Origin of the sequence: Alteromonas sp. H39, assembly GCF_047556435.1 — a bacterium.
GTDB lineage: Bacteria > Pseudomonadota > Gammaproteobacteria > Enterobacterales > Alteromonadaceae > Alteromonas.
Genome location: NZ_CP180210.1, coordinates 1,531,821 through 1,552,668 on the forward strand (window position 1 = coordinate 1,531,821; position 20,848 = coordinate 1,552,668).

Here is a 20,848-nt window from a genome sequence, read left to right on the forward strand (position 1 = left end):
AACAGGCTATCAATCGGTAATGACTGATAACGGACAGTAATATTATGCTGAGAAAAGTACTCGATTTACTCAAAGCGCCGGAGCAGGACTCGCAACCTGCATTAACCACCGAGCTGGCTACAGCCGCCTTATTAAGTGAAATTATTCGTGCAGACCGGCACGCCGATGAACGCGAGCTCAAGGCGTATCGCGATATGCTGGATGCACGTTTCAACTTAACCGACGAACAGATTGAGGCTTTAATGGAGGACGGTCGTGAAACCGCAGAAGAAGCGGTAGATATGGTGCAGTTTACTCAGGTATTAAATGAACGGTGTGATAACGAGGAAAAGCGCGCTATCCTAAAGAGCCTTTGGGAAGTCGCATATGCAGACAAAGAAATTGCGCCGATTGAGGAGCACACCATTCGTCGTATAGCTGATTTGCTGCATATGCCTCACAGTCAGTTTATTAAAACCAAGCTGGACGTCACGAGTACCTGATATCAGGGGCGTGCACAGGGCCAGCCATAATTACAACAATAAATAGGTTCGTAGCCTGTGTTTCGATCAATTAAAAGTCCGCTGGGAATTATTGTTTCAAGCGCTGTATTTTTTGCCACAGCCATGGTGCTGTGGCTCGCTATTTCTGAGCATGAGGATTTATATCACAAAGCGGTTCGCGGCAATGTGAATGCACTTGCGACGAATCTGACAGATGAGCTGGCCGTTGTGCTGGAAGGAGATAGCGTAAACTTTGCCGAGTTAAACGTAGTCCTTGCGCAGCTTGAGGCGTATGACAATATCATCAGTGCCAGTGTGTATGATGATGACGGTACGTTACTTGTACAGGTAGATGGTAAGGCCGTGGAGAGAGCAACGTCTCCTGTCACGGAAAATGCGCTTGAAGCCCAGACTCCTGCCGGCTTCTTCACGGAAAATAATGACTTAGTAAGCATTCATTATATTGGTGAGCCCGCGATGCTGAAGGGCTATCTGAAAGTGGTGACCGATGTCTCCACGCCAGTGACTCGAAGCAAACGGGCGCTGCTATTTCAGGCAATGCCCCTGGTATTTGTCATTTTGCTGGTTACAATCGGGATCAGTCTGTATTTCCTCAGCCGTCTCCTCAGGCCATTGTATTCGCTGTCTCGCTTCACACAGCAGGTGAACGAAACCAAGGATTATGCCCTGCGTTATGAAACCGGCCACAAAAATGAAATAAGTAAGCTGGGAAATAGCATCAATAATCTGCTGGAAATGATCGAAGTCGAGCTCACTATCAACTACGAGCAAAACCAGACGCTCATCGAACAGCAGCAAACCATGACCAGGCTGGCTAACTACGACAGTCTTACCGGGCTTCCAAACCGGCAGTTTGTTATGGATAACCTGCGCCTTGAATTGGCCAGAGCGCGCCGTGCAGATGAAGATTTGGTACTGATGTTTTTCGACCTGGATGGCTTTAAGGGAATTAATGACTCGCTGGGCCATGAAACCGGCGATTTAATTCTGATAGAGGTTGCAGACCGGGTAACCACTATGTTGCGGGAAGGCGATCTGGTTGCGCGACTGGGAGGCGATGAGTTCATCATCTTACCCGACCGTGATACGTCCAGAGCCAGTATTGAGAATATGGCAAACAGAGTTATCACCGCATTCTCTGAACCATTTCAGTTGCGTGGTCTGGCACTGACTGTAGGGGTCAGTCTGGGCATAGCAAAAGCATCAGATGCCGACTTCGACTTAAGCCAGCTGATGAGTAATGCTGACTTAGCGATGTATCGCTCTAAAGCAAGAGGCCGTGGTACTTATACCATCTTCACACCCGATATGGTGGAGTCGCACAAGCGAAAGCTGTCAATTGCCAACAGCATCGATCAGGCCATCAGCAACAATGAATTTCAGGTTTACTACCAACCGAAGATTGATGGCAAAGGTATCATCATCGGATTTGAAGCATTGATCCGCTGGGTGCACCCGGATTTTGGTATGATCATGCCGGCAGAGTTTATTCCCATCGCCGAGCAGGGCGGTAAAATTTCCGCGATTACACGCTGGGTAATTGAGCAGGTCTGCGTGGAAATGTCGGCCTTGCGACAGCGTCTGCAGCGTCGTTTCCGGGTGTCGATTAATCTCTCTGGTCACGACCTACGCCATTCCGGGCTATTTGATTCCATTCACGCATTGTTCATTAAGCACAATATCAATCCGGAATATATTGAGTTTGAGGTGACAGAATCGGCTTATTTGGAAAACTTTGCATTGTCGAACAAGTTTTTCCGCCGAGTCAGCAATATGGGGTGTGCAATTGCACTGGATGATTTTGGAACGGGCTACAGCTCATTGAGTTACCTTACGCAAATCAGTATTGATACCCTAAAGATAGATCGGCAGTTTATCTGCGAGCTTGAGACCTCTGAACGCAGCCGTCTGGTTACCGGTACCATTATCGACCTGGCGAAGCGCCTGTCGCTGACTATCTGCGCAGAGGGAATTGAGAACCACGAGCAATGGGAGTATTTGCTTGAACACGGGTGTGACCATGTTCAGGGCTTCCTGTTCAGTAAACCGATCCCCCTGAGCCAGTTCGACGCATTACCAGCGCGGTTTGAGCGACGGACGTTAATGCAGTCAAACCTGTAACTTTGGCGTAATAGCGTTGCCAATTCGCTACACCTTTTTACGGGGCATTAACATTTTTAAAGCTAAGTGATTGAATTATATAGCCTCCTATCTTTTGGCATGATTTGAGCAACAGGGAGTTATCGACAGTATTTGGGTCGACGGTTCCGAGGCGACTAGCCTCATTGTTACCCTTTTTATGGCAAGACGCGCGGAGGCTATTATGAAGCGTATCGAAAAAGTTTTTCTTATCTTATTGAGTATTGCAGCGCTGCAGGCGATATCAGTTGCCAACGCCAATGCGCAAACTGATCTCATGATGCAACTGGACGCCGATCAGGACGGATTAATTTCGCTTAAAGAGGCCGTGAGCAATACAGAGTTGCTCCGTAATTTCGGCTTGATTGACCAAAACGAAGATGGCTTACTGTCAGTTGAAGAAATGCTGGCAAGTGAACTGACACCTGGAAACGATAATGAACTTGCAGCAGAAAATACTGTTGAAGTTTCACCCAATGACCAGTAACAACTTTACGCAATTGTAGGTTAACGCGGGGACGGTAGGTTTCATACCGTCCTTACTTGCTAGCGTTTTTGGGGTGTGCCATTCTGATTGACCGGATTTCTTTCAGTGAAAAGCTAGTGCAACTAGGATCTCTTCGACAACTCACACTGGGCAGCTTCTTGGTTGCCCTCATTCCGCTTATTGCTTTGCTATGGCAGAGCCAGAGTGATCTGGCTAAAGTCGGACAAATGACGCGTATCGAAACCCGTTACGTGGTAAATGTCGTTGGGTTGATGCAGAAACTCGACGGTGCCGTTGTGGATCTTGAACGCAGTATTCGCCAGTTTGCCGTACTCAAGAGTAAGGCGGTGGCGGAACTTTCAGACAATGCCATCAGCCAGTTTATTGCGGCAAAGGAAAGCTTATGCCTGGTGATTGAGGCCGGTACAACGTGCGAACGTCTGGAAAAACAAGTTCGTCAGATCAAAGGTTACCGTCAGATTGACGATCAATTGTTACTAAATGCCTATCTGGCATCCATTAATAACAGTGTGTCTGATATGCGTTCAGATGTGGACGTCGCTATTCAGAAACGTCTTGATATTCAGCGTGAAGATCTTAATGCCATGCAGGCAAAACAGGCATGGTCAACCGCAATGTTGGTCAGCGTTTCATTGTTGCTTATTTTGCTTGGCAGCCAGCTGATAGTGAATCCGGTTAAGAAGCTTAAGCAGATAATCCGCATATTGGCGCATCAGAAAGGCGAGCTTCCTCCTATATCCACCCAAGCCCCTAAAGAGCTAATAGGCGTGGAAAGAGATTTACACTGGCTGAATGACCGGTTACAACAATTAGAGCACATAAGGACGGCCTTGCTGCGCCACGCGGCGCATGAACTCAAAACGCCGCTGGCCAGTATTAAAGAGGGGTGTAGCTTGCTATCTGAAAATGTTGTGGGTGAGCTAAATACGCAACAAAAAGAGGTGCTATCATTGCTGGCATCCAGCACACAACGTCTCAATACGCTGGTGGAAAAACTGCTAGACTACAACCTGCTTTTGCAACAGGCCCAGCCGAAATTTTCACTGGCAAACCCCAACACGTTAGTCAACGACTGCCTGGAGGATTATGCCCTGGCCTTACAGGAACGGGATGTCATTGTAGACATTCAGACTGACCAGGTTTGGGTAGATGAAGAACTTTACCGGCGTATATTGGACAATCTGGTTTCCAATGCCGTCGCGCATGGTGCTGTGGGAAGGCCAATTAACGTCAGTATTTATATCAGGGACAATGATGCAATACTGGATGTGGCCAACCGCGGTAAACGCATTCCGCAAGAAAAAGTCTCAACCTTGTTTGAACCCTTCACGCGAGGTGATGAGCCCAGAAACGACAACGTCATTGGTACAGGACTTGGTCTGTCGATAGTGTCAGACTGCGCTCGTCTGATGCACGGCGATGTGGCTGTCGTTGACGTGGATTATGCGGATGTATGTTTTAGGGTCACCATTCCACAACAGGAAAAATGAGAATGAAAACGATGTGGTTGATGGTCGCACTGACAGGCTTGTCGGGGTGTGCCGCATTAACACCAACACACGAAGAAAATGAGGCGGAAACCAATCTGCCCTCTACCCCCATCCTTTCCGTAATCAATGACGATGTGTGTGTTTTTAATAATACCGTCGAAGCCGTGAAGGAGAATTGTGATTTGGCGTACTGGGTGGGGCTTTGGGTGCAGGCAGATAACACAGCCTGGCCGTTGCGCAAGAACCAGATAACAGCATTGGGTGAGACGCCTGCAGACAAGCTGCAAAAAATTCTGTTGTCGATGCCCGTGGATACGCCTTATCAGGACAGACTTCGCGCTAAGCACTGGCTGGATGAAGTTACGCCGTTATTTACACCTGAAATTCAGCAGGCTGTGGCCACACTGGTGGCATCGCCGAATGATCAGATGCTGGAATATGAGTCGGCGATAAGTATGCTTAGCAAGGTGAATACGCAGCGGGCACTAAACATTGAGAGCCTGAAAGTCGAACTGGAAGCACAACGTAAAAAGCTCGAAGAGCTACTTCAGATCGAAGCAACATTGATGGATAAAAACAGGAGTACGCAGCAATGAGCGAGAAAAAACAGTCGAAGCCAAAGCTTTTATTGGTTGATGATGACCAGAGTTTGTTGCGATTACTCACTATCCGGCTGGAAGGTGAGGGATTTGACGTCACTGCGGTAGAAGACGGACAGGCGGCGCTTAAAAAAATCAACAGTGATGCTTTTGATGTGGTGTTAAGTGATTTAAGAATGCCGGGACTGGACGGCTTAAGTCTGTTTGAAGAAATCATGAGCGTGAGAAAAGACATTCCGGTTATCTTAATGACAGCCCATGGCACGATATCCGATGCTGTAGCGGCAACCCAGCGTGGGGTATTTGGCTTTCTGACTAAGCCGGTTGATCACGAAGAACTGCGCTCACTGTTGCAAAAGGCGCTTAGTCAGTCCCTGGCTGCGCAGCCAGGAGACTGGGCAAAAGAAATTGTTACCCGCTCCCCGGATATGCTGAATGTACTGGATCAGGCTTACCGTATCGCCCAGCGTGAAGTCAGTGTACTTATCAGTGGGGCCAGTGGTACGGGGAAAGAGCTGTTAGCGAATGCTATTCATCAGGCCAGTAACCGGCGCAACAAGCCCTTCGTGGCGATTAACTGTGGTGCGTTGCCGGAAAACTTGCTTGAATCAGAATTGTTCGGTCATGCCAAAGGTGCATTTACTGGCGCAGTAACTGCAAATTCCGGTCTGTTTCGGGAAGCCGATGGCGGCACGCTGTTTCTGGATGAAATTGGCGACATGCCAATGACCCTGCAGGTAAAGTTGCTGCGCGCACTGCAGGAGCGGCAGATACGTCCGGTAGGTAGCAGCAAGCACGTAGATATTGATGTTCGCATTATCTCTGCTACCCACAAAGATTTGCATAAAGAAATGGAAGAAGGGACGTTTCGTGAAGATTTGTACTACAGACTGAATGTGGTCAATCTGAAACTGCCGTCACTGAAAGAGCGCAGTGAAGATATTCCTTTATTGGCGCGTTCCTTATTACAGCAAAGTGCGCAGCGCCATCAGGTGAATGTGAGTCAGTTTTCCGATGATGCGATGCAGTTGCTGGTAAAGTCGGAATGGCCAGGCAACGTGCGTCAGTTGGTGAATGTTGTTGAACAATGTGTGGCGTTAACACAAACGCCCGTAGTTCCGCTGCATCTGGTTGAGCAGGCACTGTCAGCAACCAAGCAAAGCTGGCCGACATTGACGGAGGCGCGTGACGCTTTCGAACAGAAGTATCTTCATAAGCTGCTAAAAATGACCGATGGCAATGTGACGCGCGCTGCTGAGCTGGCAGGCCGCAACCGAACAGACATGCATAAGCTGATGAAAAAACATGAACTGGATGCAGGTGATTTTCGCTAATACAGCGATGTTGCGTATCCGATCGGACACGTCAGAATTGACAACAGCACTCTGAAATATCGCATTTCTCAACCGTAGTGCTGAGTACAAAGACAAAAAAGGCCGGATAGCATCCGGCCTTTTTGCGCTGTTCCTGTAAGGCTGACTTAAAGGTCTACGCCCGCCAGCTCAAAGATAAAGGCATATTCCAGTGCACTTCGCTTCAGGCGTTCGAACCGGCCAGATGCGCCGCCGTGACCGCTTTCCATGTTCACATCAAACAGCAACAGGTTGTCGTCTGTTTTCATCTCCCGTAACTTAGCAACCCATTTCATGGGTTCGAAATACTGTACCTGCGAGTCATGCAAACCCGTAGTCACCAGCATATGAGGATAATCCTGCGCTTTTACCTGATCATACGGTGAATAAGACAGCATATACTCATACTCATCAGCATTCGCCGGGTTACCCCATTCGGTATATTCACCGGTTGTCAGTGGTATAGAGGCATCGCTCATGGTGGTAACCACATCAACGAACGGCACATGTGCAATAATCGCATCGTAGCTGTCCGGCGACATATTCGCTACCGCGCCCATCAGCAGACCACCGGCACTGCCGCCCATGGCATACACACGGGAGGCATCCGCATACCCGTTTTGTGTCAGATAAGTTGTTACGTCAATAAAGTCGGTGAAAGAATTGATTTTATTCCCCATTTTGCCGTCTTCATACCACTCGCGTCCCAGCATCTGACTGCCACGAATATGAGCAATTGCCACTACGAATCCGCGATCTACCAGCGTTAACCAGTTGCGTGCAAAACTGGGGTCGATGGTGTGCCCATACGAACCATACGCGTACTGATAAAGCGGGTTGGTACCGTCCTTTTTAAAGCTGTCTTTACGGTATACCAATGAAACAGGTACCTCTTTGCCATCACCGGCGGGTACCATCAGGCGCTCGGACGCGTAATTTTCGGCATCAAAGTCATCACTGACATTTTCCTGTTTAAGCGTTTCTTTTTGCAGCGTGGCCAGATTAACGTCGATCACCGACGGTGGTGTCGTTAACGAGGCATAGCGAATGCGCACGCTGTCGGCGTTAATTTGCGTATTGTTATAGAAACCCACATTGAAGATAGGATCGTCCATGGGGATGGCCTTGGCGTTGCCGGTTTCCAGGTTGCGAACCCTCATGCTGGGGATCCCGTTTTTCTTTTGACTGGTTACCAGATAACCCTGCATGACTTCCATGCCGTTAAGGAAAACTTCCGGGTCGTGCGCGACGACTTCTTCCCAGGCGGTAATGTCTGCCGTATTGTCCGCGTTGACTTTCATAATGCGGAAATTTTTCGCTTCATGGTTAGTCAGTATGTAATAGGTATCGTCCAGTTTGGCGACGTGATATTCCAGTCCTTCCTGAATTGGCAGGAAAGGCTCAGCAGTTGCGGCGGGGTCATTCGCATCAATTAAAGTTACGCCTTTCTTTTCGGTATTGCTGTGATGGATATAGATAACGTCGCCATCTTTACTCTTGCTCATACCAGTGTAGAAAGTCGGATCGGTCTCTTCAAAAATCAGTACATCCTCAGACTGATCGGTGCCCAGCTTATGGCGATATACCTGATAACCAAGCAGCGTTTGCAAATCTTTTTTGATGTAGTAAAGGTGGATGTTGTCGTTTGCCCACTGTACTTCGCCAGAGGTATCTTCCAGACGGTCTTCAAGCAATTTGCCAGTCTCGAGGTTTTTTACCAAAATGGTATACACGCGCCGGCTTACGGTGTCTTCAGAATACGCCAATAGCTTGTTGTTGGTGCTGACTGATAACTGACCGACACTATAGTAGTCGTGGCCATCCGCTAATTCATTAACGTCAAGCAGTACACTCTCTTCACCCTCTTTTTCAGGTTTACGCAGATAGATAGGGTATTCTTTCTCACCTTCGTACTCGGTGTGATACCAGAATCCGTTTTTCAGGTAAGGCACCGTGGCATCGTTTTTTGGTACCCGGGCGACCAGCTCCTCGTAAAGCATCTCCCGGTCCTGCTTTAGCGGTGCCAGCACAGCATCGGTATAGGCATTTTCTTTTTCGAGATGCGCGATAATTTCCGGATCTGTTCTTTCGTCATCACGCATCCAGTAGTAATTATCCATACGCGTGTCGCCATGTGCTGTTAATTCATGGGGCACTTTTTTGGCAACCGGAGGCGTTGCTTCCGTATTCAGAGAAAGGGTTTCCTGTGGCTCTGCGGCCGATTCTGTCTTCGTTGGCTGTTCGCTACAGGCGCTCAATACGCCTATTACGGCCAAAGTAATCCATGTTTTTTTCATCGTTGTTATTTCCTTGATTGAAGGTCGGCAGTTTTATTTAGCCGTGCACCTGGCAAGGTTTTTTACCCTGTGCGGCCGGATAACAGCACCGCAGATCTCATTGCACCAGGTCGGAAATACAGACTAGTGAGCAGTTGCAAAACAGTCAATCTACATAGTAAGCATTGAATGAATAACTCTGTTTCAAAATGTGTATCGATACAGGGAACTGCAATTGTGACATCCTCAGCATACGCCGGAGTCTGTTCAGGTGAACGCTTTGTTTAAAACAGCGTGTTCTGATCGGGCGTGTGCTGGATGCCAACATCAGCCAGCGCATGTGCCGGGTGACGCTGGTTATACAAATCGACAAATTGTTGCGCCAGCCAGGGGGCATCTTTGTTGTCAGGGCGGTGAATAAAAAGGTAAGGCGTACGGCCCTCGGTACGCCACTGATGAATCTTGCTGACCCACGGCGTGAGACACCGTGTGTTGTCAAGATGGTTATCATTTCCTACAAACCGCACCACAGGTGCAGTGCCTGTAGCAATCACATTTACCGGCACTCTGGGTTTCTTTTGCCTGACGTCCGTCACGATGTCGCTGGTAGTCGGTCCGCTGAACAAAGCCCGGGTATCCATAATCACCCGGTTTGCATTGTACAGAATAAGCAATTGATTCAGGGCGCGTTCCGCATCACCCTTTGCAAAGAAATCTGGGTGTCGAACTTCAACAGCATACTGCGCGGTGGGAGGCAGAGCGCGTAAAAAGTCGGCAAGTAAAGGCAGCCCCGCAGGCCCAAAAGACGCGGGCAACTGCAGCATCACGACACCAAGTTTTTGCTTCAGCGGCGCTAACAAATGAAGTTGTTGTGCGGCGTCCTGTTCACAATGAATCAGCTTTTTTTCATGAGAAATCAACTGATTAAATTTGAATGTAAAAGAAAACGCGTCATCCGTTGCGTCATTCCAGCGGTGTACCGCATCTTCATGGGGAAGGGAATAAAACGTGGTATTGCCTTCCACACTGTTCAGGTGACGGGAATAAAAGCGTAACTGCTGGTGGCGGGCTTCTGAACGCTGAAACCAGTTCGCCGGCCACCAGGGATGTTGCCACATTGGTAAACCTAAATAGACTGGCGGGAGTTTTTCAGCAGACATAACCTCATCTTTCCGTGTTTTTGTCATTGGGCTTTACGAAGCATTTGTTTATACTATGCGGCCTTTAAATTATCCAATGCGTTGCACTTGTAGCACACCTGATTTTCAGCCGCGACATTTTGCCTTCCGGGGCCAGGCAAGAGCAGGAATAACCGCTCGTTATCAGGTATTAGTGACATAAGTGACCGGCATCATACACGTATAAAAATATCAGGGGTCAAGGACCATGCGCACAGATTACTGTGGGAACATCGATTCATCATACATCGGTCAGGAAGTCACGCTTTGTGGCTGGGTAAACAAACGTCGCGATTTAGGTGGCGTAATCTTTATTGATCTGCGTGATCGAGAAGGCATTGTACAGGTAGTATTCGACCCCGATTTACCTGACGTACTGGACGTGGCTAACACGCTGCGCAGTGAATTTTGCGTCACACTTACCGGTAAAGTACGCGGCCGCCCTGAAGGGCAGGTGAACAAAGACATGCGGACAGGCGAAATTGAGATCCTGGGAACCGGTCTTGAAGTGATTAACAAAAGCGCAGTGCTGCCGCTGGACTGGAATCAGGAGAACTCAGAAGAGCAACGTTTGCGCTATCGCTATCTGGATCTGCGTCGCCCTGTTATGAGCCAGCGTCTTCAGTTCCGAGCCAAAGTCACAGCAGCGGTACGCCGCTACCTGGAAGACGACGGCTTTTTGGATATTGAAACGCCTATCCTGACCAAAGCGACACCTGAGGGTGCCCGTGATTATCTGGTTCCCAGCCGCACGCATAAAGGTGAGTTTTTCGCGTTGCCACAATCACCCCAGTTGTTTAAACAATTGCTGATGATGTCTGGCATGGACCGTTACTATCAAATCGTGAAATGTTTCCGTGATGAAGACTTGCGTGCTGATCGTCAGCCAGAGTTTACCCAAATCGATTTGGAGACCACGTTTTTAGATGCTGATGGCGTCATGCAAATCACCGAAGGCATGATCCGCAACCTGTTTAAGACCATGCTGGATGTCGACCTGGGGGATTTCCCACGGATGACCTACGAAGAGGCGATGCGTCGCTTCGGTAGTGACAAACCCGATCTGCGTAACCCGCTTGAGCTGGTGGACGTGGCTGATTTGCTTAAAGACGTCGATTTCAAAGTATTCAGCGGCCCGGCGAATGACGAAAAAGGACGTGTTGCCGTTATCCGTGTACCGGGCGGTGCCAGCCTGTCACGCAAGCAAATTGATGACTACACCAAGTTCGTCGGCATCTACGGAGCGAAAGGGCTGGCGTGGGTGAAAGTGAACGAGAAAGCCAAAGGCCAGGACGGGTTACAGTCACCGATCCTCAAATTCCTGAGTGCCGACATTACCGACACATTGCTGGAGCGCACTGGCGCAGAAGACGGCGACATCCTGCTGTTTGGTGCTGACAACGCCACTGTTGTTACCGAAGCAATGGGCGCGCTGCGTCTTAAACTGGGTGAGGATTTTGAATTACTGCAAGGCGAATGGAAACCACTGTGGGTAGTTGACTTCCCGATGTTTGAAGAAGTGGATGGTAACTTGTACGCACTGCATCATCCGTTCACTTCACCACGCAATTTAAGTGCAGAGGAGCTGAAAGCCAACCCGGTAGGCGCGCTGTCTGATGCTTACGATATGGTACTAAACGGCGTTGAGCTTGGCGGTGGTTCGGTGCGTATTCACGACCAGGCGATGCAGTCAGCGGTATTCAGCATTTTGGGCATCAATGAAGAAGAGGCAGAAAACAAATTTGGATTCCTGCTGGAGGCCCTCAAGTATGGCGCTCCGCCACATGCAGGACTGGCATTTGGCCTCGATCGTTTAGTTATGCTGATGACCGGTGCAAGCTCTATCCGCGATGTGATGGCATTCCCCAAAACAACAACGGCAGCATGTCCATTGACCGACGCCCCAAGCCCGGCAAATCCGCAACAGTTGGAAGAACTTGCCATTGCGACGGTGAAAAAGTCTGTAGAATAATGGCTCTCAAGCGCCCTGAATCGGTGTTGGTGGTGCTGTTTGATCAGCACCATCGCATTCTCATCATGCAGCGCGAAGATGACCCTGAGTTCTGGCAGTCAGTAACCGGGACGATTGAAGAAAATGAACGTCCTATTGACGCTGCTTATCGTGAGGTAAAAGAGGAAACCGGCATCTCGTTAAGTCCGGCGTCCTCTGCGATAGTCGATTGCCAGCACACCAATCGTTTTGAAATCCGCTCACGCTGGCTCCACCGGTATCCGCAGGGAACGCGGTATAATACCGAGCATGTCTTTTGTGCTCAGGTTGACAGCCGTCAGCCTGTACTCCTTACTGAACATACTCAATACGAATGGGTAACGCGTGAAGAGGCGATCGGCCGGCTTTGGTCACCTTCTAATCGCGATGCCATAACCCAATTTGTGCCGGAGAGCATTTAATGATAATACTGGGTATAGATCCAGGTTCTCGTATAACTGGCTATGGCCTCATTAAGCGTCAGCAGGGGAAGCTGGTGTATGTAGCCAGTGGTTGTATCCGCGTAGGCACCAATGAATTGCCTGAGCGATTGGCGAATATTTTTACCGGGATTGGCGATATCATCCGTCAGTATGCGCCACAGCAATTTGCAATAGAGCAGGTGTTTATGGCCAAAAATCCGGATTCAGCGCTGAAACTGGGGCAAGCCAGAGGAGCCGCAATTGTCGCCGCCACGCAGGCATCCCTGCCGGTAGCAGAATATTCGGCCAGACAAATCAAACAGGCCGTGGTCGGCAAGGGCAGTGCGGATAAAACGCAGGTGCAGCACATGGTAAAGAATCTACTGAATTTAAGTGGTACGCCACAGGCAGATGCGGCTGACGCACTTGCTGTCGCATTGTGCCATGCCCATACCGAACAAAGTTTGGTTAGCATGGCCGGACAGGTGAGAAAAACCGTGCGCGGCAGAATGCGCTAAGTAACAGGTAGTAAACATGATAGGAAGAATTCAGGGTACGCTGATAGAGAAACAGCCTCCCGAGGTACTGATAGATGTAGGCGGTGTGGGCTATGAAATTCAGATGCCCATGACAAGCTTTTATCAGTTGCCGGCCGTGGGGGAAAACGTCACCGTATTTACCCATTTCGTGGTACGCGAAGATGCACAATTGCTGTTTGGTTTTGCAGATAAAATGGAGCGGGGCTTGTTCAGAGAGTTGATAAAAGCCAATGGCGTCGGTCCAAAACTTGGACTTACCATTTTATCAGGCATGTCTGCACCGCAGTTTTTAACCAGTGTGCAGAACGAGGATGTCTCGGCGCTGGTAAGTTTACCAGGTATTGGTAAGAAAACGGCCGAAAGGCTGGTTGTGGAATTAAAAGATCGTCTGGCAAAATTTGGTAAGTCAGAAAGCATATCGTTACCGGTATCAACTGACAGTCTGGCAGGTCAGACAATTGTGGCGGTAAATGATGCCAGAGAAGAGGCGCAAAGCGCCTTGGTGGCACTTGGTTATAAGCCAGCACAAGCCAGCAAACTGGTAAGTAGCGTTTATCAGGACGGTATGGAAAGTGAAGCGGTCATCCGCGAAGCGCTGAAAGCAGCCATTTAATCGACTATTCAGGTTAGGTACAAAACACCATGATTGAAGCGGATCGCCTCATTACGCCCACCTCCAATAACGAAGATGAAGTTATTGATCGCGCTATTCGGCCTAAAATGCTGGATGACTACACTGGGCAGCCCCATGTCTGCGAACAGATGGAAATATTTATACAGGCAGCCCGTAAACGCGAGGATGCGCTGGATCATTTGTTAATCTTCGGCCCTCCCGGACTCGGTAAAACCACGTTGGCGAATATCGTAGCCAACGAAATGGGCGTGAATATCAAAACCACGTCTGGGCCGGTACTTGAAAAAGCGGGTGATCTTGCGGCGCTGCTGACCAACCTTGAACGTAATGACGTATTATTTATTGATGAAATCCATCGTTTAAGTCCGGTAGTGGAAGAAATCTTGTATCCGGCAATGGAAGACTATCAACTGGATATCATGATTGGTGAAGGGCCTGCCGCGCGCTCAATCAAACTGGATTTGCCGCCTTTTACGCTAGTGGGTGCTACGACGCGTGCCGGCTCACTGACATCGCCGCTTCGCGACAGGTTCGGCATTGTTCAGCGACTGGAATTCTATTCGGTAAAAGATTTAACCCAAATAGTAAAACGCAGTGCTGACTACCTGAATATGGACATGGAAGAGAGCGGGGCGCAGGAAGTGGCACGCCGTGCGCGCGGTACGCCACGCATTGCCAACCGGTTATTGCGGCGGGTGCGGGACTATGCGGAAATTAAAACCGATGGCAGCGTGAGTGCAGAAGTTGCTGCCAAAGCACTCGACATGCTCGATGTCGATAAAGAAGGCTTCGATTATATGGACAGAAAGTTACTAACGGCTATCATCGATAAATTCGATGGCGGACCGGTAGGATTGGATAACCTCGCTGCCGCGATTGGCGAAGAAAAAGAGACTATCGAAGATGTCATTGAGCCGTTTCTAATCCAACAGGGCTTTTTACAGCGCACACCGCGAGGAAGGATCGTTTCGCAGCGTGCTTATCTTCACTTCGGCTTTACGCCGAAATCGCCGGTCAAGCCTGCCTGAGCGATTGCTTTTCATTAACAGGTTCGCTCCGCTTGGGGCGAGCAAGTTTTGCTTTCAATATAATTGACTATCAACGTGAGCAACACCGCAAAAGGTAGTTTCAGGCGGGACTTCAGGCAAAAAAAAGCCCGCTCATAAGAACGGGCTAAAACAACAAGTGTTGAAGGAAATAAATCCAGGGAACTCATGTCTAACAGGAGAAAATCTCTCATGACCGCTTTCGCCATCATGTTCTGTATGACTGATGGCGCGCATTATAGAGACGTCAGGGTTTCTTGCAATTGAGGAAAATTGCGTTTTCAGATTAAAAAAACTAATGTGTGAGCTTTCTGTTAATGCGGGTTCTATATATGGTTAAATCGTTATACTTTAGTGGCCTGTAGGGTTGCAAGTGCATTGATTTTTTATGCATATTAAGCGATGCGAAATGACGCTTGGTATTAATATTTGTACTGTGGGAAGCATAATTATGCATACGTGTCAGATTCGGGTGTATTACGAGGACACCGATGCCGGTGGGATAGTGTATTACGCCAATTATCTGAAATTTTTTGAGCGCGCCAGAACGGAATGGTTGCGCTCGCTGGGATACGAGCAAGATAGCTTGATGGAACAATCCGTTGCCTTTGTCGTCAAACGGGTTGAAATGCATAACCACGCGCCCGCGCGATTCAATCAACTGTTGAGTATTGAGACGCAAATTGTAGAATTAGGGGGCGCTAGTATGACATTTAAACAAGTTATAACAAACACGCAGCAAGACGTTTTGGTCACTGCGGAAATACAGGTTGCCTGTGTGGATTTGGCGAAGATGAAAGCTCGTCGCCTGCCACGCACTTTGCTAGGGGATATATCGCGTGGAGTCTGATCTCACTTTTATCGGATTGTTTTTACAAGCCAGTTTTATCGTACAACTGGTGATGTTGTTGTTATTAAGTGTTTCCGTTGCCTCCTGGGCGTTTATTTTTCAGCGCAGCAAAGCGCTGAATGCTGCCAGAAGTGAAATGCGTCAGTTCGAAGATAAATTCTGGTCCGGTGCCGACTTAAACCGGTTGTATCAGGAGCTCTCTGCCAGACCCAACGTCTCCGGTCTTGCCAGTATTTTTTGTGCCGGATTCAAAGAATTTGTGCGGCTGCGTAAAAGTAATACCAGTACAAGTGGTATTGTTGATGGCACTTACCGTGCTATGCGCGTAAACATGTCCCGTGAGATTGACCAGTTGGAAAGCCGACTTCCTTTTCTTGCTACTGCCGGGTCGATAAGTCCGTATATTGGCTTGTTCGGTACAGTGTGGGGCATCATGAATGCCTTTATCGCACTGGGTGAAGTGCAGCAAGCAACACTAGCTATGGTCGCGCCAGGCATTGCAGAGGCGCTGATCGCCACTGCCATCGGCCTGTTCGCCGCAATCCCCGCGGTTATTGCCTACAACCGCTTCAGCCATCAGGTAGAAAAGCTGGAAAATAGCTACGGCAACTTTATGGAAGAGTTTTCTGCCATCCTTCATCGCCAGGCTGCTGCTCAGCAGGCACCGCAGTAAGCGGTACTTCGGCACTGTTCCTGCTAGGAGGATAGTTTATGTATGTACGAAAACGCCGTCGCCCGGTTTCTGAAATTAACGTTGTACCTTATATCGACGTGATGTTGGTGTTGCTGATTATCTTTATGGTAACGGCGCCGCTGATTTCACAGGGCGTTAAAGTTGATTTACCGAAAGCCAGCGCGAACCCGATTGAACAGGAAGATACTCCGCCACTGATTGCCTCTGTTGATGTTAAAGGGCGGTACTATCTGAATGTGGGTGAGGATCAGGAAAGAGTGCTGGCCGGTGACGAGCTGGCCGCATTAGTGCAGGCACAGCTACAGAAAGACCCACAAACACCCGTGGTAGTAAAAGGAGACGGACAGGTTGCGTACAATGAAGTCATTCAGTTGATGGTGTTGTTGCAGCAAGCAGGCGTGCCGACGGTTGGGTTGATGACGGATCCGGTGGAACCTTGAGTAAGAAAAATCCTTTCGCCAATATGTCACCAGAAGCCCTGTCGGTTTATAAGTCGCTGGGCGTGCATGGTGTTATTGCCGTACTGTTGCTGATTAGCGTCAGTTTTTCACCTGAACCCCTCCCATCGGTGCCGTCGAATGCACCCATGATTGAAGCGACATTTATTGATGCGCAGGCTATTGCTGATCAAAAGCGGGCCCAGGCTCAAGCTGAGGCTCAGGCAAGAGCTGAAGAACAGGAACGTGAGCGTAAAGCGCAGCAAGCTGCTGAACAAAAACGTCAGCAAGCCCTTGCAGAGCGCGAGGCGCGAGAGAAGCGCGAAGCTGAAGCTGCGGAGCGTCAGCGCCAGCAGGAACTTAAACGTATAGCTGCGCAGAAGGAAAAAGAGCGTAAGGAACGTGAGGCCCGCGAGAAGGCCGAAGCCGAACGCAAAAAGCAGGAAGCACAGCAGCAAGCAGAAATGGAAAGGATCATGCAAGAGCAGCTTGCACAAGAACAGGCAGCTCAGCAACAACGTCGTCGACAACAGGTGATGACCGAGGTGGAAAGGTATCAGGCACTGATCCAGCAGACGATAAAACGGTATCTTATAGATGACGATAGCTACAATGGGAAAACCTGTCGGATTAACATCAGACTGGCTACTACCGGTTATGTAACCAGCATTCGTGTGCTGGGTGGTGATGACGCCTTATGTCGGGCAGCAGAAAGTGCGGTCAGACGTGCAGAAGAACTGCCAGTGTCTGACGCGCCTGATGTCTATGAGCAGTTAAAAGATATTACTCTAAAAGTGGAAATGCAGTGAGAATGAGAAAAATCGGAATTGGACTGGCGCTCATATGTGCCATGATCAGTTCGGCCGCACAGGCTACGCTGGAAATTGTTATTACCGAAGGGGTAGATAGCGCTAGGCCCATTGGTATTGTCCCATTTAAATGGAAAGGCGACGGCAGTATGCCGGGCGAATTAACCAAGGTTATTCGCGCTGATTTGATGCGCAGTGGTAAATTCAATCCATTGCCGGTGGACGCTTTACCCCAATACCCAGAAACCGACTCTCAGGTTAGCTACGCCAGTTGGGCTAGTACCGGTGCCGATACCATCCTTGTAGGCACCATTGAACAGGAATCGGTTGACCGCTATGTCGTTACTTACGAGCTTATTGATGTATTACGCGGACAGGTTACAAAAGGACAGAACAAATCGCTGAAAAACGGTCAGTTGGTTTCCAGTGAAGATCATATCATTGCGCGTGGTAAGTCGATTATTTCTGGAACTGACTTCAGAACCCATGCGCATCGTATCAGTGATGTCGTTTATGAAAAGCTGACTGGCGTACGTGGTGCATTTTTAACCAGAATTGCTTACGTTATTGTTCGTGACCGGGAAAAGAATGAACTTCCATACCAACTTGTGATTGCAGATTACGACGGCGAGAATGAAATCCGTCTGCTATCTTCACCAGAGCCTCTGATGTCACCGTCATGGTCTCCTGACGGCGAGAAAATCGCGTATGTCAGTTTTGAAAATAAGCGGCCGCAGATTTATATTCAGGATATTTACACTGCTAAGCGAGAGCAAATTACTGATTTTCCAGGCATTAATGGTAGCCCTACATTTTCGCCAGACGGTAAACAGCTGGCGATGGTACTGTCAAAGGACGGGAATCCTGAGATTTATGTGATGGACCTGGATACCAGAAGTATACGCAGAATTACGCGAAATCGTGCCATTGATACTGAACCCGCCTGGGCACCAGATGGGCAAAGCCTGATATTTAGCTCTGAACGGGGTGGTAAACCTCAGATTTATAGCGTAAATTTATCATCAGGGAATGTGAGACGTCTTACGTTTGTTGGTGAGCAGAACCTCGGGGGCACAATTACCCCTGATGGTAAACAGATGGTTGTGGTAAACAGAACCAATGGAAATTACCATATCGCCAAACAGGCAGTTGATGATGGTGCGCCTCAGGTGCTTACCAGAACGTATCTGGATGAGTCACCAAGTATAGCGCCGAATGGAAGCATGATTATATACAGCACATTACATGACGGTAAAAAGGTGTTATCCCTTGTATCGCTTGATGGGCGTTTTAAGGCTAGGTTACCAGCAGCCAATGGACAAGTTAAGTCGCCGAGTTGGTCACCATTTTTGTTTTAACAAACTCAAATATTGATGAATAAATATAAGGATTAAGAGGATGCAAATGAATAAAGTAATGAAAAGTTTCATTATCGCCTTGCCAGTGGTGACTATGATGGCTTGTTCATCAGGACCAAGTGAAGAAGAGCTAGCAGCAGAGCGTAACCGTCAGGCGCAAGAACAAGCTGAAGCGGAAGCCGCGGCGCGTGCAGCTGAAGCTGAGCGTGTTAAGGCAGAAGCGGCTGAGCGCATGCAGCGTGAAGAAGAAATGGTTCAGCAAGAGCTGGAATCATTGAAAAACGAACAAACCGTGTACTTCGATTTTGACCGTTCAAGCATCAAGGCGGAATTCCGTTCACTGCTTGATAAGCACGCTGAGTTTCTGGTAGCGAATCCAGACCAGAACGTTGTTATCGAAGGCCACACTGACAGTCGCGGTACGCCTGAGTACAACATCGCCCTGGGTGAGCGTCGTGCGAAAGCTGTAGAAACGTATCTGATGAATGCTGGTGTTAGCAGCTCACAGATTTCCGTGGTGTCTTACGGTGAAGAAAAACCTGCTGTGATGGGGTCAACTGAGTACGCTATGGCTCAGAACCGTCGCGGAGTGGTTGTTTATCAATAATGGCTAATACCGTTATTCGACAATATGTAGTGCGGGGCGTCACCTTGTGTGCCGCCCTTGCCGTATCTGCAGGTGTCTCAGCGCAGGCGCCGGTCTACGACGTAAACGGCAATGAGAACAGTCTGGAAAAACGGATTGCTATCCTTGAACGTATGGTGGATAGCCGGACCGACATGCAACATCGTTTGCAGCAGCAAATCGATACCATGCAGGGCGAGGTTGATGAACTTCGTGGTGCGCTTGAGGTTAACACTAACAAGCTTGAAAAAGTGCTGGAGCGTCAGCGTGAGCTCTATTTAGAGATCGACAAACGCGTTGAAGCACTCAAGCAATCTGGCGTCGGTGGAAGCGTAAGTACAGGCTCACAGCCGTCCATGCCTTCAACAGAGTCGGGTTCAGGTAGTTCGCAACCTGTTGCACCAGCAGGACAAGATGAGGCTTCAGCATATGATAATGCAGTAAACCTTATTCTGAAATCCCGCGAGTACGACAAAGCGATTCCCGCGTTTCAGTCTTTTATCCAGCGATTCCCTAATAGTGAATTTGCACCCAATGCACATTACTGGCTAGGTCAGTTGTTGTTTAATAAGCAGGCGTGGGCTGAAGCAGAAGAGCAGTTTCAGATTGTTTCGAACCGGTTCAGCGATTCAACCAAACGACCAGACGCGTTGTTGAAGCTTGGTGTTATCGCTGAGCGGCAGGGGAATGCATCGTCTGCCAGAGATTTTTTTCAGCAGGTGATATCGCAATATCCAGATTCATCGGCAAAAAAGTTGGCTGAGTCCAGACTGTCAGGTCTTTAATAAAAAACCTCTCTTCGCGAGAGGTTTTTTTTCATCAAAAAAATCAGTTGTTATGGTCTATGTTCTGAAGCTGTGCGTAGAATTCCTGAACGATTTGGTTTCATTTTGAGCGTTTAAACGCGATTTGAAAGAAAAGTGCAATAAATACCATTTTAAGGGTTGCACAGCCTCAGGAAATAAGTATTATATGCGCCCGTTGCCAAGGCAAGGCAACAAGCGATAAAACGATGGGTCGTTAGCTCAGTTGGTAGAGCAGTTGACTTTTAATCAATTGGTCGCTGGTTCGAATCCAGCACGACCCACCATCTTCACAGCCACTGTGTAGTACGCGTTTTTCGCCCCTCTTGATGGGTCGTTAGCTCAGTTGGTAGAGCAGTTGACTTTTAATCAATTGGTCGCTGGTTCGAATCCAGCACGACCCACCATCAAGCCTATTCTCTTAAGCATTAAAATAAACTTCAAAAAAGAAACTAAGCCCGCGCAGGATTAGAACCAGCGAAGCGGTTCGACACCCGAGCATCGCGAGGTGAACGCACTTTAGTGCGGCCCATCAGGGCAAGCCTCGAAGAGGCGCAGTAATCCAGCACGACCCACCATCAAGCCTAATCTCTTAA

20 protein-coding genes and 2 tRNA genes are annotated in these 20,848 nt (G+C 48.8%); 20 read left to right on the forward strand and 2 right to left on the reverse strand.

What is annotated here, in order from left to right; translation table 11 throughout:
• Window positions 1-44 precede the first annotated feature (44 nt).
• From ACLBLI_RS06640 to ACLBLI_RS06665, 6 genes are all read left to right on the forward strand, one after another.
• Window positions 45-482 carry a TerB family tellurite resistance protein gene (locus tag ACLBLI_RS06640; RefSeq protein WP_414830330.1) on the forward strand — a complete coding sequence of 146 codons (438 nt, stop codon included), beginning with the start codon at window positions 45-47 and terminating at the stop codon, window positions 480-482.
• A gap of 57 nt (window positions 483-539) precedes the next feature.
• Complete coding sequence (locus ACLBLI_RS06645) at window positions 540-2,624, forward strand: EAL domain-containing protein (RefSeq protein ID WP_414830331.1); 2,085 nt, start codon at window positions 540-542, stop codon at window positions 2,622-2,624.
• A gap of 202 nt (window positions 2,625-2,826) precedes the next feature.
• On the forward strand, window positions 2,827-3,129 hold the full coding sequence (locus ACLBLI_RS06650; protein ID WP_414830332.1) for a calcium-binding protein: 303 nt from the start codon (window positions 2,827-2,829) through the stop codon (window positions 3,127-3,129).
• 116 nt (window positions 3,130-3,245) lie between these two features.
• Entirely contained in the window at window positions 3,246-4,640 is a 1,395-nt protein-coding gene (locus ACLBLI_RS06655) for a sensor histidine kinase (protein ID WP_414830333.1), read from the forward strand.
• A gap of 2 nt (window positions 4,641-4,642) precedes the next feature.
• A complete protein-coding gene (locus ACLBLI_RS06660) occupies window positions 4,643-5,236 on the forward strand; it encodes a hypothetical protein (protein ID WP_414830334.1) in 594 nt (197 codons plus the stop codon).
• Entirely contained in the window at window positions 5,233-6,573 is a 1,341-nt protein-coding gene (locus ACLBLI_RS06665) for a sigma 54-interacting transcriptional regulator (RefSeq protein WP_414830335.1), read from the forward strand. The genes ACLBLI_RS06660 and ACLBLI_RS06665 overlap by 4 nt, the downstream gene beginning before the upstream one ends.
• A 146-nt stretch (window positions 6,574-6,719) precedes the next feature.
• Here the strand turns inward: ACLBLI_RS06665 and ACLBLI_RS06670 are convergent, their stop codons facing one another.
• Together ACLBLI_RS06670 and ACLBLI_RS06675 are read right to left on the reverse strand one after the other, a co-directional pair.
• On the reverse strand, window positions 6,720-8,888 hold the full coding sequence (locus ACLBLI_RS06670; protein WP_414830336.1) for a S9 family peptidase: 2,169 nt from the start codon (window positions 8,886-8,888) through the stop codon (window positions 6,720-6,722).
• A 263-nt stretch (window positions 8,889-9,151) separates the two neighbouring features.
• Window positions 9,152-10,054 (reverse strand): DUF72 domain-containing protein, encoded by a 903-nt coding sequence (locus ACLBLI_RS06675; protein ID WP_414830337.1) that lies wholly within the window; start codon window positions 10,052-10,054, stop codon window positions 9,152-9,154.
• A gap of 199 nt (window positions 10,055-10,253) precedes the next feature.
• Here ACLBLI_RS06675 and aspS point away from each other — a divergent pair, with 199 nt between their 5' ends.
• The 14 genes from aspS (at window position 10,254) to ACLBLI_RS06745 (ending at window position 20,659) form a co-directional block, all read left to right on the forward strand.
• Window positions 10,254-12,017, forward strand: a complete 1,764-nt coding sequence (gene aspS, locus ACLBLI_RS06680) for an aspartate--tRNA ligase (protein WP_414830338.1) — start codon at window positions 10,254-10,256, stop codon at window positions 12,015-12,017.
• Window positions 12,017-12,457 carry a dihydroneopterin triphosphate diphosphatase gene (gene nudB, locus ACLBLI_RS06685; RefSeq protein ID WP_414830339.1) on the forward strand — a complete coding sequence of 147 codons (441 nt, stop codon included), beginning with the start codon at window positions 12,017-12,019 and terminating at the stop codon, window positions 12,455-12,457. Before aspS ends, nudB begins: the two co-directional genes overlap by 1 nt.
• The gene (gene ruvC, locus ACLBLI_RS06690) at window positions 12,457-12,975 is read left to right on the forward strand and encodes a crossover junction endodeoxyribonuclease RuvC (RefSeq protein WP_414830340.1); all 519 of its coding nucleotides are present in this window, start codon (window positions 12,457-12,459) and stop codon (window positions 12,973-12,975) included. The genes nudB and ruvC overlap by 1 nt, the downstream gene beginning before the upstream one ends.
• A gap of 16 nt (window positions 12,976-12,991) precedes the next feature.
• Window positions 12,992-13,609 (forward strand): Holliday junction branch migration protein RuvA, encoded by a 618-nt coding sequence (gene ruvA / locus ACLBLI_RS06695; RefSeq protein ID WP_414830341.1) that lies wholly within the window; start codon window positions 12,992-12,994, stop codon window positions 13,607-13,609.
• A 29-nt stretch (window positions 13,610-13,638) separates the two neighbouring features.
• Window positions 13,639-14,658 carry a Holliday junction branch migration DNA helicase RuvB gene (gene ruvB, locus ACLBLI_RS06700; RefSeq protein ID WP_414830342.1) on the forward strand — a complete coding sequence of 340 codons (1,020 nt, stop codon included), beginning with the start codon at window positions 13,639-13,641 and terminating at the stop codon, window positions 14,656-14,658.
• 469 nt (window positions 14,659-15,127) lie between these two features.
• Window positions 15,128-15,526 (forward strand): tol-pal system-associated acyl-CoA thioesterase, encoded by a 399-nt coding sequence (gene ybgC / locus ACLBLI_RS06705; protein WP_414830343.1) that lies wholly within the window; start codon window positions 15,128-15,130, stop codon window positions 15,524-15,526.
• Window positions 15,516-16,199: a protein TolQ gene (tolQ, locus tag ACLBLI_RS06710; RefSeq protein WP_414830344.1), complete on the forward strand. Its 684-nt coding sequence runs from the start codon at window positions 15,516-15,518 to the stop codon at window positions 16,197-16,199. Before ybgC ends, tolQ begins: the two co-directional genes overlap by 11 nt.
• Window positions 16,200-16,237: 38 nt before the next feature.
• Window positions 16,238-16,660 carry a protein TolR gene (gene tolR / locus ACLBLI_RS06715; RefSeq protein WP_414830345.1) on the forward strand — a complete coding sequence of 141 codons (423 nt, stop codon included), beginning with the start codon at window positions 16,238-16,240 and terminating at the stop codon, window positions 16,658-16,660.
• Window positions 16,661-16,683: 23 nt separating this feature from the next.
• The gene (gene tolA, locus ACLBLI_RS06720) at window positions 16,684-17,466 is read left to right on the forward strand and encodes a cell envelope integrity protein TolA (RefSeq protein WP_414830924.1); all 783 of its coding nucleotides are present in this window, start codon (window positions 16,684-16,686) and stop codon (window positions 17,464-17,466) included.
• A gap of 2 nt (window positions 17,467-17,468) precedes the next feature.
• Complete coding sequence (tolB, locus tag ACLBLI_RS06725; protein ID WP_414830346.1) at window positions 17,469-18,824, forward strand: Tol-Pal system beta propeller repeat protein TolB; 1,356 nt, start codon at window positions 17,469-17,471, stop codon at window positions 18,822-18,824.
• Between the two features lie 40 nt (window positions 18,825-18,864).
• Window positions 18,865-19,431: a peptidoglycan-associated lipoprotein Pal gene (gene pal / locus ACLBLI_RS06730; protein ID WP_414830347.1), complete on the forward strand. Its 567-nt coding sequence runs from the start codon at window positions 18,865-18,867 to the stop codon at window positions 19,429-19,431.
• A complete protein-coding gene (ybgF, locus tag ACLBLI_RS06735; protein ID WP_414830348.1) occupies window positions 19,431-20,234 on the forward strand; it encodes a tol-pal system protein YbgF in 804 nt (267 codons plus the stop codon). The genes pal and ybgF overlap by 1 nt, the downstream gene beginning before the upstream one ends.
• 229 nt (window positions 20,235-20,463) lie before the next feature.
• Window positions 20,464-20,539: transfer RNA gene (locus tag ACLBLI_RS06740), tRNA-Lys, on the forward strand.
• A 44-nt stretch (window positions 20,540-20,583) separates the two neighbouring features.
• A tRNA-Lys gene (locus ACLBLI_RS06745) sits at window positions 20,584-20,659 on the forward strand.
• Window positions 20,660-20,848 lie beyond the last annotated feature (189 nt).

Coding starts and splice junctions, on each gene's coding strand:
- ACLBLI_RS06660 (WP_414830334.1), top strand. CDS start 4,643: ATGAAAACGATGTGGTTGATGGTCGCACTGACAGGCTTGTCGGGGTGT.
- ACLBLI_RS06640 (WP_414830330.1), top strand. CDS start 45: ATGCTGAGAAAAGTACTCGATTTACTCAAAGCGCCGGAGCAGGACTCG.
- ruvC (WP_414830340.1), top strand. CDS start 12,457: ATGATAATACTGGGTATAGATCCAGGTTCTCGTATAACTGGCTATGGC.
- tolA (WP_414830924.1), top strand. CDS start 16,684: ATGTCACCAGAAGCCCTGTCGGTTTATAAGTCGCTGGGCGTGCATGGT.
- ruvA (WP_414830341.1), top strand. CDS start 12,992: ATGATAGGAAGAATTCAGGGTACGCTGATAGAGAAACAGCCTCCCGAG.
- tolR (WP_414830345.1), top strand. CDS start 16,238: ATGTATGTACGAAAACGCCGTCGCCCGGTTTCTGAAATTAACGTTGTA.
- ACLBLI_RS06650 (WP_414830332.1), top strand. CDS start 2,827: ATGAAGCGTATCGAAAAAGTTTTTCTTATCTTATTGAGTATTGCAGCG.
- ruvB (WP_414830342.1), top strand. CDS start 13,639: ATGATTGAAGCGGATCGCCTCATTACGCCCACCTCCAATAACGAAGAT.
- tolB (WP_414830346.1), top strand. CDS start 17,469: ATGAGAAAAATCGGAATTGGACTGGCGCTCATATGTGCCATGATCAGT.
- aspS (WP_414830338.1), top strand. CDS start 10,254: ATGCGCACAGATTACTGTGGGAACATCGATTCATCATACATCGGTCAG.
- ACLBLI_RS06665 (WP_414830335.1), top strand. CDS start 5,233: ATGAGCGAGAAAAAACAGTCGAAGCCAAAGCTTTTATTGGTTGATGAT.
- pal (WP_414830347.1), top strand. CDS start 18,865: ATGCAAATGAATAAAGTAATGAAAAGTTTCATTATCGCCTTGCCAGTG.
- ACLBLI_RS06670 (WP_414830336.1), bottom strand. CDS start 8,888: ATGAAAAAAACATGGATTACTTTGGCCGTAATAGGCGTATTGAGCGCC.
- nudB (WP_414830339.1), top strand. CDS start 12,017: ATGGCTCTCAAGCGCCCTGAATCGGTGTTGGTGGTGCTGTTTGATCAG.
- ACLBLI_RS06675 (WP_414830337.1), bottom strand. CDS start 10,054: ATGACAAAAACACGGAAAGATGAGGTTATGTCTGCTGAAAAACTCCCG.
- ybgF (WP_414830348.1), top strand. CDS start 19,431: ATGGCTAATACCGTTATTCGACAATATGTAGTGCGGGGCGTCACCTTG.
- ybgC (WP_414830343.1), top strand. CDS start 15,128: ATGCATACGTGTCAGATTCGGGTGTATTACGAGGACACCGATGCCGGT.